Here is a 22,347-nt window from a genome sequence, read left to right as displayed (position 1 = left end):
TTTGTGAATCCGGCGGAAGGGGCCGCGTGAACGACATGCATTCACCTGTGGATGCTGCTGCCGCAGCGGCATCCGAGGACTGCGGCTGCGCGCCCACGCCCGCCGAGAGCCGCGCCTTCTGGCAGAAGGGCTCGATGAGCCGTCGTGGCGCTCTCGGCCTCGGCTTCGGCGCGCTGGGAGTCGTCGCGCTCAGCGCCTTCGGCGTGACCAACGGCGTCACCGCCGCGTACGCGGCGTCATATCCCAGCTGGGATGACGTGCAGAACGCCATGCGCAACGAGTCGTCGAAGGCCGCGGAGATCACGCGCATCGAAGGGCTCATCGCCTCGTTGCAGCAGAAGGTCGCAGAGACCCAAGCCGCAGCGGTCGCTGCCGGTGACGAGTTCTACGCCGCCCAGCAGGCCTATTTCGAAGCCATCGCGATCGCCGACGAGCTGCAGGCCCAGGCCGATGCTCAGGCCGTGATCGCCGACGACGCGACGCGCAAGGCCGCGCAGCTCGCCGCCCAGCTCTATCGCAACGGCGGCGATGACACCGCCCTCGAACTCTTCTTCGCGGGGTCGGCCGAGAACGCCGACGAACTGCTCTCGCGCCTCGGCACGATGGACAAGGTCTATCAGTACAACCAGACGGTGCGCGACAAGGCCACCGCTGCGCGCGACGCGTCGCAGTCGCTCACCGACCAGGCCGTCGTCGCCCGTTCCGAGCGCGACCGCCTGCAGCAGGTGGCGGAGCAGAAGATGATCGAGGCGCAGGCCGCTGCCGACGCCGCGCAGGACGCTCTCGACGAGCAGTCCGCCAACCTCGCCACGATGCAGGCGCAGCTCGCCGCGCTCAAGGACCAGACCGCGACCACTGTCGCCGGCTACCAGGAGGGTGTGCGCGTCGCCGAAGAGGAGCGCAAGCGCCGTGAGGCCGAAGCCGCCGCGGCTGCTGCGGCAGCGGCCGCCGCTGCCGCAGCAGCGGGAGGCGGCGGTGGCGGAGGAGGCGGCGGCGGTGGCGGTGGAGGCACCGGCGGCCAGCCGGGCACCGGCGGATGGGTTCGGCCGCAGGGCGGCTACCGCAGCGCCGGCTACGGCTCGCGTCCTCGTCCCTGCCCGGCGTGCTCGGCGTTCCACTACGGCGTCGATCTCGCCAACGGCTGCGGCGCCATGATCTTCGCTGCACAGTCGGGCACCGTCGACTACGCGGGCCCCAACGGCAACTACGGCAACTACATCCGCATCCAGCACGGCGGCGGCGTCGCCACGGGCTATGCGCACATCAAGCCCGGTGGGTTCAATGTGCGCGGCGGACAATGGGTCAACGCGGGCGATGTGATCGCCTGGGCGGGCAACACCGGAGCATCCGTCGGCTGCCACCTGCACTTCGAGGTCTACATCGACGGCCGCTACACGAACCCGATCGACTTCTTGGCGGGACGCGGCATCTCGGTCTGATAATTCCTCCCCGCATGCACGAGACCCCCGGCCGCTGAGCGGAACCGGGGGTCTCGTGCGTCGGGCTCAGCGGCCCGGCGGATGCGGTGTCAGTGGCCCTGCTCGCTCGCGCGGACGATCGCCTCATCGAGGATGCGCTGCGCCTCGGCGGCGTCGCCCCACTCGTCGACCTTGACCCACTTGTTGGGCTCGAGGTCCTTGTAGTGCTCGAAGAAGTGCGCGATCTCCTTCTTCGTGTACTCGGCGATGTCGCCGATGTCCTGGATGTGCGCCCAGCGAGGGTCCTTCGAGAGCACCGCGACGAGCTTGTCGTCGCCGCCGGCCTCGTCGCTCATCTTGAGGACCGCGACGGGGCGGACCTCGACGACGACGCCCGGGTAGATGGCGTGGTCGAGCAGCACGAGCACGTCGAGCGGGTCGCCGTCCTCGCCGAGGGTGTTGTCGAAGTAGCCGTAGTCGGCCGGGTATCCGAAGGTCGTGTAGAGCACGCGGTCGAGGTGAACTCGTCCGGTCTCGTGGTCGACCTCGTACTTCACGCGGCTGCCGCGCGGGATCTCGATGACGGCGTCGTGTGCGCCCATGCGTGTGCTCCTTGGAAATGACGGGTGGATGCCGCGCACTAGCCTACCCGCGGCCGGTGGAGGCACTCGGCCCCCGCCGCGATGCACGGTTCAGCAGGTGCGAGACGACGCCGCTCAGCAGCAGCACGAGGAGCCCCGCGTAACCGACTGACGGGAGGAACACCGCGAGCGCGAGAGCGATCAGGAACAGGATGATCGCGGCGAGATCTCCGAGCACCCCTGCCCGCAGGACGTCGACGGGGGTGGTGGTGAAGTCGGGATGGCGGAGCAGATACAGCCAGCCGGCGAGAGTCGTGATCTGCGTGAGGATCAGAGTCCCGATGTAGACCACGGGCTGCAGGGAGTCCGTCTCCATCTGCCCGATCATGGCGGTCGGCACAGGCAGCCAGACGATCGTGGCCATCCAGGCGACGTTGATCCAGATCAGCGGAGACGTGACCCACTCCACATCCCGGTACTGCCGGTGGTGGCCCATCCAGAAGGTCGCGATGAGAGTGAAGCTCAGCCCGAAGCTCAGCAGCTGACCCGAGTGGTCGACGAAGAACTCGGCCGTGCTGAGCTTGCCGGAGGCGGCATCGGACACCGACTCCATGAGCGGAAGGATCAGCAGGGTCATCGCGATCGCCACCACCGCATCGACGAACGCCTTGAACCGTTCGGTCCTGAATCTCACTGTGCGATCCGTCACGGCGCCAGATTAGGACCTGGCGCACCTCCAGCGCGAGCACTGCGCGGCGATCCATCCGCGTGATCCGCCGCGGACCTGAACTACCGTGGAGCCGTGCCGTCACTCTCACCTGTCATCGCCGAGATCCGCCTCGCCGTGCGCACCGCGCTCGCCGATCTGCCACAGGGATCGACCGTCGTCGTCGCTCTCTCCGGAGGTGCCGACTCGCTCGCCCTCGCCGCGGCGACCGCGTTCGAGGGGCCCAAGCTCGGCCTGCGGGTGGCGAGCCTGACCGTCGACCACGGGCTGCAGGACGACTCTGATGCCGTCGCTGCACGCGCTGCGCGCACAGCGGCGGCTCTCGGGCTGGATGCGCTCATCGTGCGGGTCGAGGTCGGAGAACAAGGCGGTCCGGAGGCTGCGGCACGCGAGGCCCGGTATCGGGTGCTGAAGGATGCCGCCGCAGATGTCGGAGCATCTGCCGTGCTCCTCGGACACACACTCGACGATCAGGCCGAGACGGTGCTGCTCGGCCTCGCCCGCGGATCCGGCGCCGCCAGCCTGCAGGGCATGGCCCCGGTGAGAGCAGACGATGACGGCTTGCGCTGGGTGCGGCCGCTGCTCGCCGTGCGTCGCGAGACGACGCGGGCGTTCTGCACGGCATCCGCTCTCGATGCCTGGGACGACCCCCACAACTCCGACGAGCGGTTCGCTCGGGTGCGAGTGCGGGAGCGGGTTCTTCCGGTGCTCGAATCCGAGCTCGGTCCCGGAATCGCCGAGGCCCTCGCCCGTACTGCGGAGCAGCTCAGGGAGGATGCCGAGGCGTTCGACGAGATGATCCACGAGACCATCGAAGACATCGTCGAGCATGCCGAAGCGGGGATCTCGGTGAGCGTCGCGGCACTCGCTGCGAACCCGGCCGCCCTGCGCAACAGGATCATCCGTCTCGTGGTCGACAGCGAGTTCGGCGTCAGCCTCACCCGCCTGCAGACGCTCGAGGTCGCGCGGCTCGCGACCGACTGGTCGGGCCAGGGCCCCATCGATCTGCCCGGATGCTCGGCGTCGAGGCTCGGCGGGCGCATCGTCTTCGCCGCGCGCTGACCACCCGGTCGTTGAGCGAGCACGGCGGAGCCGAGCGAGACGAAACGCGTTAGGTCGGCTCACGACGTTTCGTCTCCGTCGCTCAACGACCGGGATGGTGCGGGCGCATCGCCTTCGCCGCGCGCTGACCCCTCGGTCGTTGAGCGAGCACGGCGGAGCCGAGCGAGACGAAACGCGTTGTGTCGGCTCACGACGTTTCCGTCGACGTCGTCGTCGTCGCTCAACGACCGGGGTGGTGTGGGTGCTTCGTGGTCGCCGCGCGTTGACCCCTCGGTCGTTGAGCGAGCACGGCGGAGCCGAGCGAGACGAAACGCGTTAGGTCGGCTCACCACGTTTCGTCTCCGTCGACTTCGTCGTCGTCGCTCAACGACCGGGATGGTGCGGGTGCTTCGTGGTCGCCGTGCGCTAACCCCCGGTCGTTGAGCGAGCACGGCGGAGCCGAGCGAGACGAAACGCGTTAGGTCGGCTCACGACGTGTCGTCTCCGTCGACTTCGTCGTCGTCGCTCAACGACCGCGGTGGTTTGGGTGCTTCGTGGTCGCCGCACGCTGACCCTCGGTCGTTGAGCGAGCACGGCGGAGCCGAGCGAGACGAAACGCGTTAGGTCGGCTCACCACGTTTCGTCTCCGTCGACTTCGTCGTCGTCGCTCAACGACCGGGATGGTGCGGGTGCTTCGTGGTCGCCGTGCGCTGAGCCCCCGGTCGTTGAGCGAGCACGGCGGAGCCGAGCGAGACGAAACGCGCCAAGGTGGCTCACGACGTTTCGTCTCCGTCGTCGCTCGACGACCGGGGTGGTGCGGGTCGCGCGTCTTACTTCTTGCCGCCGAGGAGGCCGCCCAGCAGGTCGCCGATGCCGCCGCCTCCCGATGACTTGCCGCCGCCGAGCAGTCCGCCGATCACGTCGCCGATGCCGCCTCCACCGGACTGCGCCTCTGCGGTCTCTGTCTTCGTGCTCTTGTCCTTGTTCGCGTTCGCGATGAGACCCATGACGATCGGGGCCAGGATCGGCAGGAGCTTTCCGAAGTCGATGCCGGCCGTCTTCGGCGATTCGGTGAGCTTCTCGGTCACCTTCTTCTCGTCGGCGCCCAGGATGTGCGAGACGATCTTGCCGCCGTCGGCCTGATCGATGTCGTCGACCTTCGACGCCCCGGTCGCGCCCTCATGGCGCTTCAGTGCGTTCTCGATCGCGGACGACCCCTCCGAGGTCGAGGCGTTCTTCGCGAGCCCGCCGAGCAGCACGGCGCCGCCCTGTTCGACCGCCTCTTTGGCGACGTCGGGGGAGACTCCGAGCTTCGCGGCGATGTCGTCGATCGGGACCTGCTTGAGGATGTCGTCAAGAGCCATGGAGATTCCTTCCGTCGGGGGCATCCGCCCGTCTCACGGCTCAGAGTAGTGCGGATGCCGTCGGCGCATCCGGAATTCTGGTTGCCGATCTGCGGATCCTGTGCGGGAGCATCGGTGCGCGTCGCCTAAAATCGATCCATGCGCGCCGCGGAAATCCAGGACGACCTTGCCCAGATCCTCGTCACCGAGGAGGAGATCATCGCGAAGCTCGACGAGCTCGCGGCTCAGGTCGCGGTCGACTACGCGGGCAAGGAGATCATCCTCGTCGGCGTGCTGAAGGGCGCGGTCATGGTGATGGCGGACTTCGCCCGCGCGCTGCCGTTCCATGCTCCGATGGACTGGATGGCCGTGTCGAGCTACGGCGCGAGCACCAAGTCGAGCGGCGTCGTGCAGATCCGCAAAGACCTCGACACCGACCTGAACGGCAAGCACGTGCTGATCGTCGAGGACATCATCGACTCGGGCCTCACGCTCAGCTGGCTGCTCGAGAACTTCGAGTCGCGCGGCGCCGAGTCGATCGAGGTCCTCGCGCTGCTGCGCAAGCCGGAGGCCGCCAAGGTCGTCATCGACTGCAAGTATGTCGGCTTCGACATCCCCACCGACTTCGTGGTCGGCTACGGCCTCGACTACGACGAGCGCTACCGCAACCTGCGTGACGTCGCGGTGCTCGCGCCGCACGTCTACAGCTGACGCTTCGACAGGCTCAGCAAGCCAGCGGGACACCGTGTGGGTCTCTGAGCCCGTCGAAGGGTACGCCGTGGGTGAACGCACAGCAGCCACCTAGCGCCTGCGCGATACGCTGATCCGACCATGGATGTCAAGAAGCTCACGCGGAACCCGCTGATCTACGTCGCTCTGATCGGTCTGCTGCTGTTCGGCGGCTTCCTGCTGATCTCCAACCTCGGCGCGCCGAAGCAGATCACGACGCAGGAGGGCCTCGAGCTGCTCGCCGGCGAGACGGTCACCGAGGTCGTCACCACCGACGGCGACCAGCGCGTCGACATGACGCTGTCGAAGGCGTTCGAGGGTTCTGAGGACGTGCAGTTCTACTACGTCCAGGCGCGTGCCGAAGAGGTCGTCAAGGCGATCAACGCCGCAGACCCGAAGGACGGCTTCAACGACGCCGTGCCCCGTGCGACCTGGTTCGACGGCATCCTCTCCCTTCTCCTTCCGCTGGTCCTGCTCGGACTGCTCTTCTGGTGGCTGCTCTCGTCGATGCAGGGTGGCGGCGGCAAGGTCATGCAGTTCGGCAAGTCCAAGGCGAAGCTCGTCAACAAGGAGACGCCGACCGTCACCTTCGCCGATGTGGCGGGTGCCGACGAGGCGATCGAAGAGCTCCACGAGATCAAGGAGTTCCTCCAGGACCCGGCCAAGTTCCAGGCGATCGGCGCGCGGATCCCGAAGGGCGTGCTGCTGTACGGCCCTCCCGGAACAGGCAAGACGCTGCTCGCCCGCGCCGTCGCCGGTGAGGCGGGCGCACCGTTCTACTCGATCTCGGGTTCCGACTTCGTCGAGATGTTCGTCGGTGTCGGTGCCTCCCGCGTACGCGACCTGTTCAACCAGGCCAAGGAGAACTCGCCCGCGATCATCTTCATCGACGAGATCGACGCCGTCGGCCGCCACCGTGGTGCCGGCATGGGCGGCGGAAACGACGAGCGAGAGCAGACGCTCAACCAGATGCTCGTCGAGATGGACGGCTTCGACCCGAACGCGAACGTCATCGTGATCGCGGCGACCAACCGTCCCGACATCCTCGACCCGGCGCTCCTGCGTCCAGGCCGCTTCGATCGCCAGATCGGTGTCGACGCCCCCGACCTGCGCGGCCGTCAGAAGATCCTCGAGGTGCACAGCAAGGGCAAGCCGCTGTCGAAGAGCGTCGACCTCGAGGTCGTCGCCCGCAAGACCCCCGGTTTCACCGGTGCCGATCTCGCGAACGTGCTCAACGAGGCAGCGCTGCTGACCGCTCGCTCGAACGCGCAGCTGGTCGACAACCGTGCGCTCGACGAGGCCATCGACCGCGTGATCGCCGGCCCCCAGCGCCGCACGCGTGTGATGAAGGACAAGGAGAAGCTCATCACCGCGTACCACGAGGGCGGGCACGCCCTCGCTGCGGCGGCGATGAACTACACCGACCCCGTGACGAAGATCACGATCCTGCCGCGCGGCAAGGCTCTCGGCTACACGATGGTGCTGCCGCTCGACGACAAGTACTCCGTCACGCGCAACGAGCTGCAGGACCAGCTCACCTACGCGATGGGAGGCCGCGTCGCGGAGGAGATCGTGTTCCACGACCCGACCACCGGTGCCTCGAACGACATCGAGAAGGCGACCTCGATCGCCCGCAGGATGGTGATCGAGTACGGCATGACCACGCAGGTGGGCCCCGTGAAGCTCGGCAGCGAGGGCGGAGAGCCCTTCGCCGGTCGTGACATGGGACGCGGCCGCGAGTACTCGGAGAAGGTCGCGGAGCGAGTGGATGCCGAAGTGCGTGCGCTCATCGAGCAGGCGCACAACGAGGCGTACGAGGTCATCAGCGAGAACCGCGACATCCTCGACAAGCTCGCGCTCGCGCTGCTCGAGGAGGAGACCCTCGACCACAACCAGATCGCCGAGATCTTCACCGAGGTGAAGAAGCTGCCCGAGCGCCCGCTGTGGCTCTCGAGCGAGGCGCGTCCGGTCTCGGAACTGCCGCCGATCGAGGTTCCGAAGAAGGACGTCTCGCTGGTCGCATCCGCCGAAGCGCCGGCGTCGGCTCCGCGCACGCAGCCGGGATCGGCCGGTGCCGGCCAGACGCGACCCGCGACGGCCTGACCCGTGTCCGTCGACCGCGCACGCGTCGAGCGGATCACACGTGAGCTGCTCGAGGCGATCGGTGAGGATCCGGACCGCCCGGGGCTGAAGCAGACCCCGTCGCGCATGGCCGAGCTGTACTCCGAGTTCTTCGCCGGTGTGGGGGAGGATCCCGCTGCGCCCCTCGCGCACACGATCAGTGTGACGCGGGGCCCTGCGCCCGACACGCTGGCCTCGGGAGCCGTGCTGCTGCGAGACATCCGGTTCCGGTCGGTGTGCGAGCATCACCTCCTGCCTTTCGCGGGTCGTGCGCACATCGCCTACCTCCCCGGCGAGCAGGTCGTCGGGCTCGGGGCGCTCGTGCGCGTCGTCGAGATCCTCGCGACCCGGCCGCAGGTGCAGGAGCGTCTCGGTGAGCAGATCGCCGACACGATCGCCGAGAACCTCGACACCCTCGGGGTGCTCGTGGTGCTCGATGCCAGCCACGGCTGCGTCACGATGCGCGGCGGCCGCCAGCCCGAGGCGTCGACGCTGACGATCGCCGCGCGGGGCGAGTACACCGATGCCGTCTCTCGTGCCGAGCTCATCGCGCTGATCAGCTCGGGGGCGTCGCACGGATGACCGGCATCTGGGGCATCGTCAACGTCACTCCCGACTCGTTCAGCGATGGCGGTCGCTATCTCGACGTCGATCGGGCTGTCGCACACGGCCTGCGGCTTCGAGACGACGGTGCCACGGTGCTCGACATCGGTGGCGAATCCACACGACCGGGAGCGGAGCGCGTCGGTCCCGAGGTCGAACAGCAGCGCGTGCTGCCCGTGATCGAGCAGCTCGTCGCCGCGGGCGCTCCGGTCAGCATCGACACCTTCAACGCCTCGACAGCCGCCGCTGCCGTGCGGGCAGGGGCGCGCATCGTCAACGACGTGTCGGGCGGACTCGCCGACCCCGACATGCTCGCGGCCGTCTCCGAGACCGGAGCCGACTACGCGATCGGCCACTGGCGCGGTTTCTCCGATGACATGTACGCGCAGGCGGACTATCGCCGCATCGCCCGCGAGGTCGCAGGCGAGCTGAAGGAGCGCATGGGCGAGGCCGCCGCGGCGGGGATAGCCCCGTCTCGTCTCATCGTCGATCCCGGTATCGGATTCGCGAAAGCGGGGGCACAGAACTGGGAGCTCCTGCGCGGACTCGACGAGATCGTCGCCCTGGGGCCGCGCGTGCTGGTCGGCACATCTCGCAAGCGATTCCTGGCCGAGATCCTCCAGCATGCGGCGCCCGAGGAGGCGGCATCCGAAGAGCGCCGCGACCTCGCGACGGCCGTGACGAGCGCCTTGGCCGCACGAGCCGGGGCGTGGGCCGTGCGCGTGCACGACGTGGCCGCCACACGGGATGCTCTGGCGATCACACACGCGTGGGATCGTTGACGCATGGATTTCCTCGACGAGATCGTCCTGACCGGACTCACGGTGTTCGGGCGCCACGGCGTCTACGACCACGAGCGCGAGAACGGTCAGGAGTTCACGATCGACCTGACGCTGCGGATGCCGCTGCGTGAGGCCGCGGCATCCGACGACGTGGTCGACACCGTTCACTACGGCGAGCTTGCCGAGAAGGTCGCCGCGGTGGTGGCCGGCGACCCCGTGAACCTCATCGAGACACTTGCCGAGCGCATCGCCGACGTCGCGCTCACAGACGACCGGGTGCACTCGGTCACGGTCACCGTGCACAAGCCGCATGCGCCCATCTCGCTGACGTTCGCTGATGTCGCAGTCACTGTGCATCGTGCGCAGCTGCATGCCGCCGTGGGGTTCTCGCGATGAGCCGCAACCTCACGAAGCCGCTCGGGGAGCCCGTTCCGCGCAAAGGACGCCCGGAGACGACAGCGGTGGTGGCCTTCGGAGCCAACCTCGGCGATCGCGAGGAGACGATCCGCGCGGCAGCCGAGCGCATCTCGCGGCTGCCCCTCGTGAGCGAGGTGCGACTGTCGCCGCTCATCGAGACGGTGGCGCTGCGACTCGACGGTCCCGATCCCGACGCGCCCGGTTATGTGAACGCCGCGGCGCTCGTGCGCACCCGACTCGCGCCGTCGATCCTTCTGGGGATGCTGCACGCGATCGAAGACGAGTACGGCCGCGAGCGGCACGAGCGGTGGGGCGACCGCACCCTCGACCTCGACCTCATCGCGTACGGAGCGGAGACCTCCGACGACGAACGCCTGCAGCTGCCTCATCCGCGGGCGGCGGAGCGTCTGTTCGTCCTCGAACCATGGCTCTCCCTCGACGCCGAGGCGGATCTTGCCGGATACGGCCGGGTCGCCGACCTCGTCGCCCGACTGCGCGCCGAGAGCCCGCACGGCGGGGAGAGCGATGAAGCGCACCTCGGTCGCGCTCCTCGCCGTCCTCGCCCTGCTCGCTGCCGGCGGTGGGTTCCTGCTCGACCACCTGCTGACGGTGATGGGGCGGACCACCTTCACGCCGTCGCTCCTGCTGCCGCTGCTGCTCCTGTTGATCGCCGCCGCATCGCTCGCCGTCGCCTGGCCCGTGCGATCGAGTGTCCGCAACGGCCTGCGCATCGACCCGTTCCGGGCGACGCGCGCCGTGACCCTCGCTCGAGCGTCGAGCCTGGTCGGAGCGATCATGGCAGGGTTCGGCGCCGGGCTTCTCGCTTTCCTCCTCTCCCGGCCGATCGATCCCCCGGTAGGGTCGACTGTGGCGATGCTGGCACTGATCGGAAGCGCGGTCGTGCTCGCGGTCGCCGCGCTCATCGCCGAACAGTTCTGCACCCTGCCGAAGGATCCTGATGACTCAGAACCCACAGACCGAGCCGGAGACCCCGGCCCCGCTGAACTCGGCGGAGGTCACTGACCTCGGGGCCCTCGACCAGGGGACCTACCCGCAGCTGCGCACGGCGCGCAACCCCGCCAGGCTCGAGCTCGACGGCACCTGGCACCAGATCTCACCGCGGTACGTGGTGTCTCAGATCGTGCAGAACGTGATCTTCCTCGCCTTCGTGGTCGCCGTGGCCGCCGTGCTCGCGCTGGCTCTCGGCCAGACCTGGGCATGGATCCCGGCGGGGGTGATCGTGCTGATCACCCTGATCACCCTGATCATCCTGCCCCGTCAGGCCAAGGCGATCGGCTACATGCTGCGCTCCGACGACATCGTGTTCCGAAAGGGCATCCTCTGGCAGCGCATGATCGCCGTGCCCTATGGCCGCATGCAGCTCGTCGACATCACGCAGGGCCCCCTCGACCGTGCCTTCGGCGTCAGCCAGCTGAAGATGGTCACGGCCGCGGCGACCACCGGCGTGCAGATCCCCGGGCTCACCCAGGCAGCCTCTGAGGCACTGCGCGACACGCTCATCGAGGTCGCCGAGACCCGCCGGACCGGCCTGTGAGCGAGCCGCAGCTGCCGCCGACCCCGGCCTCGCCGACCCCGGCCTCGCCGACCCCGGCCTCCCCGGCGCCGACGGATCCCGAAGCCCCGACGACTCTCGCCGACGGGGAGTGGCATCGGATGCATCCGCTGACCCCGCTCTTCAAGGGCGGGCTGGCGCTGATCATCATCGCGGGCATCGTGGTGGCCAACATGCGCGACCGCCTGATCGCGTGGGCCGTCGATCTGTTCTCACCCGAGGCGCATTACGGCGACTATTCGGGCGGAGACCCGGTCGACTGGGTGCTCGAGAACAACCTGATCCTCATCGCGCTGCTCGGCGTGCTCGCTCTCGTACTGGTGCTCATCGGGATCTTCTGGTTCCTGTGGCGCTTCCATCAGTTCCGCATCACCGGCGACCACGTCGAGGTGCGCAAGGGGATCGTCTTCCGATCGCACCGTCGGGCTCCGCTCGACCGCGTGCAGGGAGTGAACCTGACCCGGCCGTTCCCCGCCCGCATCATCGGTCTCGCGAAGCTCGAGGTCGTGGGCGCGGGAACCGACTCCAACGTCGATCTCGAGTACCTCGCCACCGGCCGCGCCGAGTCCGTGCGATCCGACATCCTGCGCCTCGCGTCGGGAGCTCGAGCCGCCCGCAAGGGCAACACCGGTGCCGCCGCAGCGCCCGGTGTCGGTGCGGCGCCCGGTGCGCCCGTCACCGCCCGCGGACAGCTCGTGGGATCGATGAACGAGGGCGTCAACGGGCTGATCGGCGGCGTGGATCTCGCCGATGTCGAACCCGAGAGCGTCGTCAAGATCCCCACCGGTCGGCTGGTGGGATCGCAGTTGATCTCCAGCGTGCTGTGGTTCGTCTTCTTCGCCGTGATCTTCGGTGTCGCGATCGGCGGCGTCGTGATCGGTTCGATGATCGACGGCGATCCGATGGACGGGTTCCTCGGCCTCGGGATCACGCTGGGCATCGGCATCCCGATGATCATCGCGATCGTCGGTATCACCTGGGCGCAGATCTCGAAGTCGTTGCGGTACTCGATCGCCCCGACCCCCGATGGCGTCCGCATCACCTACGGCCTTCTGACGACGGTGACCGAGACGTTGCCTCCTGGCCGCATCTTCGCGGTCGAGGTGACCCAGTCGCTGCTGTGGCGGCCGTTCGGGTGGTGGACCATCAGGATCAACCGCATGAGCGGCAAGAGCGCCGCGCAGCAGTCATCGGGCACGGCCCAGCAGTTCAACGTCGTGCTGCCGGTGGGCAAGCGCGCCGACGTGGAGCGCGTGCTGTCGCTGATCCTCCCCGATCTGCAGCCCGCCGAGATGCAGATGGTGTGGGAGCACGGCATCCTCGGTCCCATCGAGGGCGATCCGTACCGCGTCATGGCCCGCCGCGCGTGGTGGCGCCGGCCTCTCTCGTGGAAGCGTCACGGCTACGTGCTCACCGACATGGGGCTCCTGCTGCGTCGCGGTGTGATGTGGCGCAAGCTGGCGATCTTCCCGCTGGCCAGGCTGCAGGGCGTGTCGCTCTCGCAGGGACCCATCGATCGCGCTCAGCGTGTGTCGGGGGCCCAGGTGCACTCGGTGCAGGGACTCATCACGGGATATCTCTCGGGGTTCGAGCGTGACGACGCGCTGTTCCTGATCGACGGAGTGACCGCCGCCGCGGCGGCGGCCGCAGAGCGAGACCACAGCCACCGCTGGGGCGAGCACGCGGCCGCGGACGGCGACGACGTCGCGTTCGCCGACGAGACCCTCCCGGCAGCACCGGCGGGGCCCGCGTTCGCGTACCCGGCTCCGCCTGCCCCTGCTGCTCCGCCGTTCGTCTCGCCGGCTCCGCCGGCCCCGCCGGCCCCGCCGGCCCCTCCGGCCGAGCGTGCCGCTCCTCCCGCCGCCCCGGTTGTTCCGCCGGCTCCTCCGGTGAGTCCTGCAGCTCCCCCCGCGGCTCCGCAGGCTCCGCCCGTCATGCCCCCGGCTCCACGCGATGAGTGAGCCGGCGCGTCGCGACGGTCGTCTCGGAGTGGGGATCATCGGGGCGGGTCGCGTCGGCCCCGTGATCGGGGCCGCCCTCGCGGGTGCGGGCCATGCGATCACGGGCATCACGAGCGGCTCGGATGACGATCGCGCGTCCGCGGTGCTGCCCGATGTGCCGGTCCTGGATCCGCTCGAGGTGGTGCGTCGCAGCGAGCTGGTCGTGCTCGCGGTGCCGCACGATGATCTGCCTTCGCTGGTCGCGGGTATCGCTGAGGTCGGCGGCTGGCAGCTCGGACAGCTCGTGCTGCACACCGACCCGGGGCACGGCATCGAGGTGCTTCGTCCCGCGGCCGAACGAGGGGCGATTCCGCTCGCGGTGCATCCGGCGATCACGTTCACCGGCACGTCGGTCGATCTGCGTCAGCTGCGTGCGGGATACGCGGCGGTCACCGCACCTGCGGCCGTGCTGCCGATCGCCCAAGCACTGGCGGTGGAGATCGGGTGCGAGCCGGTCGTGATCGCCGAGGGCGACCGGGCGGCCTATGCGGACGCGATCCACACGGTCACCGAGTTCTCCCGCTCGATCATCGCGCAATCGACAGCCCGGCTGAGCGCGATCGGCGTGGAGAACGCGGGCGGATATCTCTCGGCGCTCGTGCAGTCGGCCGTCGAGGGTGCGCTTCGAGACGCCTCGCCTCAGGAGCCGCTTCTCTAGACGCGAGAGCCCGCGACCGCGGACGGGCGTTCTCAGCGACCGCCCGAGAACCCCCCTCCGCCGCCGCCGCCCGAGAATCCACCGCCGAAGGATCCGCCGCCACTCGACGAGCTGCCTGAACTGGGGGCGGAGTACGACGCCGCCGCGTTCGACGACACCGCGAACGCCGCGAGCTGCGCGTGCACGAAGGGTGTCGACGGGTCGCCGATCCACGAGGCGCCGCGCCGCTCGGAGGCGTACGCGCGCTCGAGCACAGGACCCCACTCGTCCTCCATGCCGAAGAGCATGGCGTAGGGCAGGAGCCGTTCGTACACGACGATGACGTTCGCGCTGCCGTCCTGCCGCCGCTCGGCGCCCGAGTACGACTGCAGCATCTGCAGCCGGTCGGCTTCTGCGACGCGGATGAACTCCTTCACTCCCATCAGATACTCGTGCTCGCGGGCGCCCTCGGGCGTGAGCACGGTATGCCGCGAGAAGGCGTAGAGCGAGGAGAGCAGCACCAGGAACGTCCCGACGCAGATCGCCACGAAGGCGGGCAGCGCAGTCACCCGGCCGGCGATGATGCCCCACAGGCCGAGTCCGAAGCCCGCCAGCACCAAGGCGATCGCGAGCCACTGCAGCAGCATGGCCACGCGGCTGCGAGCTTTCGTCGTCAGACCGCGGGATGCCGCGGCATCCGTGCCGCTCTGGACGAGGGCCTTCATGCGTGCGGCGAAGGTCTCGCTCTCGGAGGGCAGCTCGGCGATCTCATCGGAGGCTGCGTCGGCGAAGAGCGCGTCGAGTGCGTCGACGTCGAGCTGGTCGGGGATGCGGCTGCCGGGGATACGGCGCAGACGCGGCTGTTCGACGTCGGAGCCCTCTTCGATGCGCAGCGTGCCGCGTACGGCGAGATGGACGATCTCTGCCGGAATCGCGTCTTTCGCGCCGGGCACGATCGCGGCCGCGAGAAGCGGGGGCATGCGGTCGGGCACGTCGTACTGCGCGATGACGATGCCGGTCGATGTCCGTCGCGATCTTTTGAACGCCGAGACGGCGAACCAGCCCGCGACCGAGATTCCGAGTGCGCCGAGTGCCGCGACGGCGGGCACCGTGTCGGTGACGGGATTCGGTTGCCGGGACGTCGGCTGCGTGACGGTGCCCTGCTCGAATCCGACCGCGACGGTCACTCCCTGTCCCGCGGCGAGTTCGCTCGACTCGACGGTGAAGGTCGACCCGTCGTTCGTCAGAGGACACTCGTCGGTCGAGCCCGAGTAGCCGGTGTAGCACCGGGCGTCGCCGGTGAGATGGTCGGTCATCGTGTCGTCGAAGACGATGTCGGCGCGGAAGCTCTCGATCGGCTGCGTGCTGTCGAGGGGGAGGAGGTCCCAGTAGAACTCGTCGACTCCGGTGTCCGCAGCCAGGATGACGTCGCGCATCTCGTACTCGATCACATATGTCGCGAGGCCCTGCACATAGTCGTCGTCGCCCGTCAGCACGTAGAGGAGACCGTCGTCCTCGTCGGTCTCATACGGCACGTCTGCGCCGGTCTCGTCGGTCACGGAGATCACGCGCACGTCGAGCCAGGCGTTCTCGTAGCTCGTCGGGAGCCCTCGTACGATGCCCTTGTTCTGGTCGACATCGGGGAACCGCGCGGTCAGCGACTCGGTGACGTGCATCTGCGCCCGCCCCTCGGAGTCGAGGCCGACCTCGTACTGTGCATCCCACGAGGCATACGAGAAGTCGTTCTCGTCGGCGAGGACGACAGTGTCGGCGCGAGCCGGCGCGACGGTGGACGGTGATGAGTCGGCGCTCGCCGAGGCGGGGACGATCACCGCCGCGGCGCAGAGAGCGACGGCTGAGAGAGCATGGACGAGTCGGAAGGCTGCCATTCTTCGAGGCTACCCAGAGTCGGCCGCAGGGAGCGGAGAAGACCTCGGTAAACTGGACAGGACTTTCAAGGAGCCACGAATGACTGACGCGTCTGCCGCGCCCGAGCCGACCACCCCCGCCGCCACCGAAGAAGACGTCCACGAGCAGAAGGCCGTGCGTCTCGCGAAGCGGGAGCGACTGATCGCCAAGCGGACGGATGCCGGCGGCGGGGCCTTCCCCGTCGGCGTGCCCGTGACCCACACGATCCCTGCGCTGCGCGCGGACTACGACGACCTCGAGGCCGGTGCCGAGACCGGCGTGGTCGTCGGCGTCGCCGGCCGAGTGGTGTTCAGCCGCAACACGGGCAAGCTCTGCTTCGCCACGTTGCAGGCGGGCGACGGCTCGCGCATCCAGGCGATGATCTCGCTCGCCAACGTCGGCGAGGAGTCGCTCGCCGAGTGGAAGGAGTACGTCGACCTGGGCGACCACGTCTTCGTGCACGGTGAGGTGATCTCCAGCCGCCGCGGTGAGCTCTCGATCATGGCCGACGCCTGGGCGATCGCGTCGAAGGCGATCCTGCCGCTCCCGAACGCCTACTCCGAGCTCAGCGAAGAGGGCCGCGTCCGCAGCCGTTACCTCGATCTGATCGTCCGCGAGCAGGCGCGCACCACCGTTCGGGCGCGTGCCGCCGTCAACGCCAGCCTGCGCGCGACGTTCGGCAGCCACGACTACCTCGAGGTCGAGACGCCGATGCTGCAGGTGCAGCACGGCGGCGCCTCCGCTCGCCCCTTCATCACGCACTCGAATGCCTTCGACACCGAGCTCTTCCTCCGCATCGCGCCGGAGCTGTATCTGAAGCGCGCCGTCGTCGGCGGTATCGAGCGCGTGTACGAGATCAACCGCAACTTCCGCAACGAGGGCGCGGACTCGACCCACAGCCCCGAGTTCGCGATGCTCGAGGCCTACCAGGCATACGGCGACTACGACCAGATGGCCGCGCTCACTCAGGAACTCGTGCAGCAGGCGGCGATCGCGGTGTCCGGTTCGACGACCGTGACCTGGGCCGACGGCACCGAATACGACCTGGGCGGAGAGTGGGACCGCATCTCGATGTACGAGTCGCTCTCCGCCGCATCCGGTCGCACGGTCACGCCTCAGGATTCGGTGGAGGACCTCATCGCCTTCGCCGAGGCCAATGACGTCGATCTGCCGCCTCAGGCGACGCACGGCAAGCTCGTCGAGGAACTGTGGGAGCACTTCGTGAAGGGCGACCTCGTGCGCCCGACGTTCGTGATGGACTTCCCCGTCGACACCTCTCCTCTCGTACGCGAGCACCGCTCGATCGCGGGCGTCGTCGAGAAGTGGGACCTGTACATCCGAGGCTTCGAGCTCGCGACCGGATACTCCGAGCTCGTCGATCCCGTCATCCAGCGCGAGCGCTTCGTCGAGCAGGCGAAGCTCGCAGCGCGCGGCGATGTCGAGGCGATGCCGGTCGACGAGGAGTTCCTGCGGGCACTCGAGCACGGCATGCCGCCGTCCGGAGGCATGGGGATGGGGATCGACCGCCTGCTCATGGCGATCACCGGACTCGGCATCCGCGAGACCATCCTGTTCCCCCTCGTGAAGTAGGGCGCGGGATCGCCGCGCGGCTCATGCGGCTGACCCCGAACCTCGTCTGAACGCCCACTCGGGCAGCACCGCGGCACCGATCATCGTGTCGAGCAGCGACGCGAGTCCGTACTCGGGCTCTATGGCGCGGGCGAGGTCGAGGTAGTGCCCTGCGTGGCTCGCGCGACCCAGCGCCCAGGAGATCCATGCGGCGACCGTGAGAGGAGCCGGGCGAGACAGTCTCGGCGCCCGCGCTGCGGCTGCGCGCACGGTCTCGAGAGCGCGGCGCAGCCGAGCCGCATCCGGTGCGGGTCCCCGGCCGAGAAAGACGTCGCCGAGGTCATCGGGCACCGTGGTGCGCCCGCCCGAGAAGGCGAGCTGCGCATCGAGCGTGCGCACGCCGCCGCGCAGATCCGTGGCCCACTGGGTGAGCGCGACATCGCGGAAGATCGGGCGGTCGAGGCACCACAGCAGGGCGGCATGGGCGAACGGTGGGAGCTCGTCGGGACCCGTGAGCACCGATTCGAAGAAGGCGGGGATGTCTTCGAGGAGTGCGAGCGCCGCGATCGCCTGAGGGTTCTGCCGCCCGGTGATGCCGCCGATCCTCTCCTGGACGAGCAGCTCATCGAGGTCGCGCAGGGCTCGCGCGACTCGCTCTCGCTCGGCGAGATCGGTGGGCGGCAGGTCGGTGCCCGACAGCTGATCGCCGGACACATCGCCGAGGCCCGCGACCTCCGGCGTCTCCGCCTCGAAGGAGCAGAGCGCAGGTTCGTCGTCGAGATAGCTCGACCAGCCGGAGGGCGTCACGCAGAGCGCGTCGACGATGCGCAGACCGCTGTCCGCGGCGCACCCGAGAACCTCGTCGATCTCCACCGTGTACGGGAGCACCAGACCGTCGCGGGTGGAGTAGGCCTCATCGTCGGTGTAGACGACGACGGCGACAGCATCCGTGTTCTCGACCCTCGCGACCAGGCCGACGGCAGCATCGGCGTACTCCTCGAGCGAGACATCGCCGTCGGGGAGATCGAGACGCATCGCGCCGTAGGTGCGGGTGCCGCGGAAGGGAAGGAGCACGAGGCTCCGCCGGGGTGTGAAGCCGGCGAGGGCCGGGACGATACGGAGGAATTCGGAGGAGCCGGAGGCCCGGAGCACTGTGGTCATCCGGCGAGTGTCGTCTGCGCAGCCACCCGGTGGGAGGGCTCCACAGGCCCGCACGCCGGCTGACCTGAGGCGCCGTCGTGTGCAGGAGCAGTGGGTCGAGGCTCTTCGGGGTCGCGTACCATGGAGCCATGGAGAACTTCTGGGTCGCCGTCGCGTGGTCGCTCCTTCCGACCGTCGGCGTGAGCGTGGTGTTCTTCTTCGTGATCCGAGGGATCCTCCGCTTCGATCGCACCGAGCGCAAGGTGCATGCCCGGATCGAAGCCGAAGAGCGCGCAGCGCGCGGTCTTCCGCCGCGCTCCTGAGCGGTGTCCGTCCCATCCGCTACTGTGTAGCCAAACGCACCGCCACCGGTGCCCACTGAGGCGCATCCCGTCGAAGTGCCGACCCGTCGGGAGGACGAGGTATGACACCCGACACCTGGGCAGCGTGGATCGCAGGGTTCATCCTCCTTCTCGACCTGGCGATCCGCATCACGGCGATCATCGTGATCCCTCGCAATCGTCGCCCCACCGCAGCCATGGCGTGGTTGCTCGCCGTCTTCTTCATCCCGTTCGTCGGAGTCTTCCTCTTCCTGCTGATCGGAAACCCGCGCCTGCCCAGGGCTCGGCGCCGCAAACAGGATCAGATCAACGAGTACATCGCCGAGACGAGCGAGCATCTGCACTTCGGCACTCTGCGCCCGAACGCCCCCAGCTGGTTCCCGCCGCTGGTCGAGATGAACCATCGCCTCGGCGCTCTTCCGATCTCCGGCGACAACGGCGCCCACCTGATCGCCGACTACCAGGGATCCCTCGACGCGATGGCCGACGAGATCCGCAAGGCCGAGGACTACGTCCATATCGAGTTCTACATCCTGCAGTCCGACGCGTCGACCGACAACTTCTTCCGCGCCATGGAGGAGGTCGCAGCGCGTGGTGTGCACGTGCGCGTGCTGCTCGACCACTGGGCGAACAGGTGGAAACCCCGATACCGGGCCACGGTCAAGAGGCTGAACGCGATGGGCGCGCACTGGCATCTCATGCTGCCCGTGCAGCCGCTCAAGGGGCGCATGCAGCGACCCGATCTGCGCAATCACCGCAAGCTCCTCGTGGTCGACGGCAAGGTCGCGTTCCTCGGATCGCAGAACGTCACGGACTCCACCTACAACCTGCCGAAGAACATCAAGCGCGGACTCCACTGGGTCGACCTCATGGTGCGCATCGACGGTCCTGTGGTGTTGAGCGTCAATGCGATCTTCCTCAGCGATTGGTACAGCGAGACCGACGAGGTGCTGCAGGAGATCGACATCTCGCATGCCGAGACCGGCTCCGGAGACCTGGACTGCCAGGTCGTCCCGTCGGGTCCGGGGTTCGAGGTGGAGAACAACCTCCGCCTCTTCCTGGGGCTGCTCTATGCGGCCAAAGAACGGATCATGATCGTCAGCCCGTACTTCGTCCCCGACGAGGCGCTGCTTCTGGCGGTGACCGCCGCCGTCGATCGCGGCGTCGAGGTCGAGCTCTTCGTCTCCGAAGAGGGCGACCAGGCGATGGTCTATCACGCCCAGCGCAGTTACTACGAGGTGCTGCTGAAGGCCGGCGTGCGCATCTGGATGTATCGCAAGCCCTACATCCTGCACACCAAGAGCCTCACGATCGACGATCAGGTCGCGGTGATCGGCTCGAGCAACATGGACATGCGTTCGTTCGGTCTGAACCTCGAGGTGTCGATGCTGGTGCGCGGAGAGGAGTTCGTCGCCGAGATGCGCGAGGTCGAAGATCACTATCGCTCGCTCAGCCGTGAACTGACCCTTGCGGAGTGGATGCAGCAGCCGCTGCGCTCGACGGTCCTCGACAATCTCGCGCGACTCACCTCGGCACTGCAGTAGCGCGACTCTGGCACTTCTCGGGGTGTCAGCGAGGCTTTCCGGGCGATAATCTGTGGGGCATGGCCCTCCCCATTCGCGCCGCCGCTGCTCTGTCGGCCGCCGCGCTGTCTGCTGCCGCAGTTCTGATGCTCTCCGGATGCACGGCGGGGCCGGGTGCCACCGCGCCCAGTTCGACACCCGTGCCGTCGAGTTCGGCCGGTGCCGGAGGGGAAGACGACTATGACGACATCGAGGCGACGATCCTCGACAACGGTCGGATGTTCGCGGTCGTGACCTGGGGGTCTTCCACTTGCGTTCCGCAGGTCGACACGGTGTCGGCGAACGGCCAGACGGTGTCGGTCGAGCTCGTCGAGACCGACGCGGATGCCGTGTGCACGGCCGACATGGCGCAGCGCGCCAGCGTCGGTGCCCTGCCCGAGGGTGTGGATCCCACGAAGGAGATCTCCCTGCAGGTCACCTACGGCGATGTGATGGATGACGTCGATCTCGACGGCAGCGCCTCATTCACGGGAGCGCCCGGATCATCGACCGAGTACACGCCGTCGGCGGGGTGGATCGACGACGGCTCTCTGGTGCTGCTCACCTGGGGATCGTCGGGGTGCCCGCCGGTCGTGGAGGAGCTCTCCGGCTCCGGAGCGACCGGATCGGTGACGTTCGTCACCGATGACGACAAGGCGTGCACGATGGACATGGCACCGCGAGCGACTCTCCTCTCGTTCGGCGACGATCAGGTCGAGGACGACGACTTCACGTTGACGCTCGTCGGCGGCGGTCTCGACGGAACTGTCCAGGTGCGCGGCTGATCAGACAGGTGCGCGGCTGATCAGAGTGCCGAGACCGGGTGCCCGACGGGCAGCGCCAGCAGCAGAGCGTCGGGGTCCACCCGACAGGTGACGCGCACGGCGAGTCCGAACTCATCACCGTCGAGCTCGATCGGAATTGGCCGAGGAGCCGCCGCCTCGGCGATCACGCCGCGGAAGTAGTGAACCGACGCGTCGCGTCCCCGGCGCTCAAGCACTCGGCGTCCCGCACGCGAGCGCCGAAGCACGGAGTTGTCCCACCAGATCTTGCGCCATACGCCCAACCATCCGAGGACTCCGGCCGGCTGGATGACGGCGACGTCGAGCGTCCCGTCGGTGATCGACGCATCGGGTATCAGCGCGATGCCTGCGGGCAGGGTGCCGCAGTTCGCGAACAGGACGCTGTGCACCTTGGTGGTGTGCAGCCTGCCGTCGTCGATCTGGAAGACCGCACGGAATGGCTCGGCCGTGACGAGCGACCGTGCGGCTCCGTCGACATAGGCGATCCACCCCACCGACTTCTTGAGGTCGGGGCGAGTGTTGGCGATCATGTCGGCGTCGAGCCCCATGCCCGCGAGCACCACGTATGCGTGCTCCTCACTCTCACCGTTCTCTCTGGTGAGACGCGCCCAGCCGATGTCGATCGGATGGCGGAAGTCGCCCAGTGCTGCGCGGATCATCTCATCAGGGTGCCCGAGGGGCAGCCCGAGGTTGCGCGCGAGCAGATTGCCCGTTCCGCTCGGCAGGATGGCCAGAGGCACGCCGCTGCCGGCGATGGCCTCGGACACCGCACGCACGGTGCCGTCGCCACCTGCGACGAGCACCACCGAGACACCGCGCGCCAGGGCCAGCGCGGTGATTCCCTGCCCTGCATCGGCGATCGTGGTCGGGTAGAAGGCGGGGCGTTCCCATCCCGCATCGCTCGAGAGGGAGCGGACCCGCTCGCGCAAGTGCTTCTCGTCGACCTTGATGGGGTTGTAGATGAGTGCCGCCTGCCGTCGGACGGGGGCGCTCTGGGTCATGGCGCTACTCTAGCCGCGTCATGAGGGCGCGCTCTCGGATCGCGCTGCGGG

The 22,347-nt window shown here is 68.4% G+C and carries 21 protein-coding genes and 1 pseudogene; 16 read left to right on the top strand and 6 right to left on the bottom strand.

Annotated features, from left to right (window positions below; genetic code table 11):
* Positions 1–35 precede the first annotated feature (35 nt).
* Positions 36–1,439, top strand: a complete 1,404-nt coding sequence (locus ACZZZN_RS12650) for a peptidoglycan DD-metalloendopeptidase family protein (RefSeq protein ID WP_463506593.1) — start codon at positions 36–38, stop codon at positions 1,437–1,439.
* An 89-nt stretch (positions 1,440–1,528) separates the two neighbouring features.
* Here ACZZZN_RS12650 and ACZZZN_RS12645 read toward each other — a convergent pair whose 3' ends face one another.
* Entirely contained in the window at positions 1,529–2,020 is a 492-nt protein-coding gene (locus tag ACZZZN_RS12645) for an inorganic diphosphatase (RefSeq protein WP_463505493.1), read from the bottom strand.
* A 43-nt stretch (positions 2,021–2,063) separates the two neighbouring features.
* Entirely contained in the window at positions 2,064–2,708 is a 645-nt protein-coding gene (locus ACZZZN_RS12640) for a TMEM175 family protein (RefSeq protein ID WP_463505492.1), read from the bottom strand.
* Between the two features lie 93 nt (positions 2,709–2,801).
* On the opposite strand from ACZZZN_RS12640, the gene tilS reads away from it, so the two are divergent.
* Entirely contained in the window at positions 2,802–3,788 is a 987-nt protein-coding gene (gene tilS, locus ACZZZN_RS12635) for a tRNA lysidine(34) synthetase TilS (protein ID WP_463505491.1), read from the top strand.
* Between the two features lie 809 nt (positions 3,789–4,597).
* Here the strand turns inward: tilS and ACZZZN_RS12630 are convergent.
* A complete protein-coding gene (locus ACZZZN_RS12630; RefSeq protein WP_463505490.1) occupies positions 4,598–5,131 on the bottom strand; it encodes a DUF937 domain-containing protein in 534 nt (177 codons plus the stop codon).
* 138 nt (positions 5,132–5,269) lie between these two features.
* Between ACZZZN_RS12630 and hpt the strand changes: the two genes are divergently transcribed.
* The 10 genes and pseudogenes from hpt to ACZZZN_RS12580 all read left to right on the top strand — a co-directional run bounded on the left by hpt (position 5,270) and on the right by ACZZZN_RS12580 (position 13,993).
* Positions 5,270–5,821 carry a hypoxanthine phosphoribosyltransferase gene (hpt, locus tag ACZZZN_RS12625; protein WP_463505489.1) on the top strand — a complete coding sequence of 184 codons (552 nt, stop codon included), beginning with the start codon at positions 5,270–5,272 and terminating at the stop codon, positions 5,819–5,821.
* Between the two features lie 120 nt (positions 5,822–5,941).
* On the top strand, positions 5,942–7,942 hold the full coding sequence (gene ftsH / locus ACZZZN_RS12620) for an ATP-dependent zinc metalloprotease FtsH (protein WP_463505488.1): 2,001 nt from the start codon (positions 5,942–5,944) through the stop codon (positions 7,940–7,942).
* A 3-nt stretch (positions 7,943–7,945) separates the two neighbouring features.
* Positions 7,946–8,542 (top strand): GTP cyclohydrolase I, encoded by a 597-nt coding sequence (gene folE / locus ACZZZN_RS12615; RefSeq protein ID WP_463505487.1) that lies wholly within the window; start codon positions 7,946–7,948, stop codon positions 8,540–8,542.
* Complete coding sequence (gene folP, locus ACZZZN_RS12610) at positions 8,539–9,345, top strand: dihydropteroate synthase (protein WP_463505486.1); 807 nt, start codon at positions 8,539–8,541, stop codon at positions 9,343–9,345. Before folE ends, folP begins: the two co-directional genes overlap by 4 nt.
* Before the next feature lie 3 nt (positions 9,346–9,348).
* The gene (gene folB / locus ACZZZN_RS12605; RefSeq protein ID WP_463505485.1) at positions 9,349–9,741 is read left to right on the top strand and encodes a dihydroneopterin aldolase; all 393 of its coding nucleotides are present in this window, start codon (positions 9,349–9,351) and stop codon (positions 9,739–9,741) included.
* Positions 9,738–10,262, top strand: a pseudogene (gene folK / locus ACZZZN_RS12600) (2-amino-4-hydroxy-6-hydroxymethyldihydropteridine diphosphokinase); the annotation flags it as partial. The gene folB and the pseudogene folK, both read left to right, overlap by 4 nt.
* Before the next feature lie 25 nt (positions 10,263–10,287).
* Positions 10,288–10,785 carry a DUF3180 domain-containing protein gene (locus ACZZZN_RS12595; protein WP_463505484.1) on the top strand — a complete coding sequence of 166 codons (498 nt, stop codon included), beginning with the start codon at positions 10,288–10,290 and terminating at the stop codon, positions 10,783–10,785.
* Positions 10,721–11,317 carry a PH domain-containing protein gene (locus tag ACZZZN_RS12590; protein ID WP_463505483.1) on the top strand — a complete coding sequence of 199 codons (597 nt, stop codon included), beginning with the start codon at positions 10,721–10,723 and terminating at the stop codon, positions 11,315–11,317. The genes ACZZZN_RS12595 and ACZZZN_RS12590 overlap by 65 nt, the downstream gene beginning before the upstream one ends.
* Complete coding sequence (locus ACZZZN_RS12585; protein ID WP_463505482.1) at positions 11,314–13,296, top strand: PH domain-containing protein; 1,983 nt, start codon at positions 11,314–11,316, stop codon at positions 13,294–13,296. The genes ACZZZN_RS12590 and ACZZZN_RS12585 overlap by 4 nt, the downstream gene beginning before the upstream one ends.
* On the top strand, positions 13,289–13,993 hold the full coding sequence (locus tag ACZZZN_RS12580; protein ID WP_463505481.1) for a DUF2520 domain-containing protein: 705 nt from the start codon (positions 13,289–13,291) through the stop codon (positions 13,991–13,993). The genes ACZZZN_RS12585 and ACZZZN_RS12580 overlap by 8 nt, the downstream gene beginning before the upstream one ends.
* Before the next feature lie 32 nt (positions 13,994–14,025).
* Here the strand turns inward: ACZZZN_RS12580 and ACZZZN_RS12575 are convergent, their stop codons facing one another.
* Positions 14,026–15,861, bottom strand: coding sequence for a DUF2207 domain-containing protein (locus ACZZZN_RS12575; protein WP_463505480.1), 1,836 nt, complete (start codon positions 15,859–15,861; stop codon positions 14,026–14,028).
* 79 nt (positions 15,862–15,940) lie between these two features.
* Here ACZZZN_RS12575 and lysS point away from each other — a divergent pair, with 79 nt between their 5' ends.
* Entirely contained in the window at positions 15,941–17,470 is a 1,530-nt protein-coding gene (gene lysS, locus ACZZZN_RS12570) for a lysine--tRNA ligase (RefSeq protein ID WP_463505479.1), read from the top strand.
* 21 nt (positions 17,471–17,491) lie between these two features.
* Here the strand turns inward: lysS and ACZZZN_RS12565 are convergent, their stop codons facing one another.
* A complete protein-coding gene (locus tag ACZZZN_RS12565; protein ID WP_463505478.1) occupies positions 17,492–18,610 on the bottom strand; it encodes a DUF4192 family protein in 1,119 nt (372 codons plus the stop codon).
* Between the two features lie 128 nt (positions 18,611–18,738).
* Between ACZZZN_RS12565 and ACZZZN_RS12560 the strand changes: the two genes are divergently transcribed.
* From ACZZZN_RS12560 to ACZZZN_RS12550, 3 genes are all read left to right on the top strand, one after another.
* The gene (locus tag ACZZZN_RS12560; RefSeq protein WP_463505477.1) at positions 18,739–18,912 is read left to right on the top strand and encodes a hypothetical protein; all 174 of its coding nucleotides are present in this window, start codon (positions 18,739–18,741) and stop codon (positions 18,910–18,912) included.
* 101 nt (positions 18,913–19,013) lie between these two features.
* Positions 19,014–20,474: a cardiolipin synthase gene (gene cls, locus ACZZZN_RS12555; protein WP_463505476.1), complete on the top strand. Its 1,461-nt coding sequence runs from the start codon at positions 19,014–19,016 to the stop codon at positions 20,472–20,474.
* 59 nt (positions 20,475–20,533) lie between these two features.
* Positions 20,534–21,277, top strand: a complete 744-nt coding sequence (locus tag ACZZZN_RS12550) for a hypothetical protein (RefSeq protein WP_463505475.1) — start codon at positions 20,534–20,536, stop codon at positions 21,275–21,277.
* 20 nt (positions 21,278–21,297) lie between these two features.
* On the opposite strand, the gene ACZZZN_RS12545 is transcribed toward ACZZZN_RS12550, so the two are convergent.
* The gene (locus ACZZZN_RS12545) at positions 21,298–22,296 is read right to left on the bottom strand and encodes a diacylglycerol/lipid kinase family protein (RefSeq protein WP_463505474.1); all 999 of its coding nucleotides are present in this window, start codon (positions 22,294–22,296) and stop codon (positions 21,298–21,300) included.
* Between the last annotated feature and the right edge of the window lie 51 nt (positions 22,297–22,347).

It is taken from the genome of Microbacterium sp. AC145 (assembly GCF_979258505.1).
This window is presented reverse-complemented; position numbering and strand designations above follow the sequence as displayed.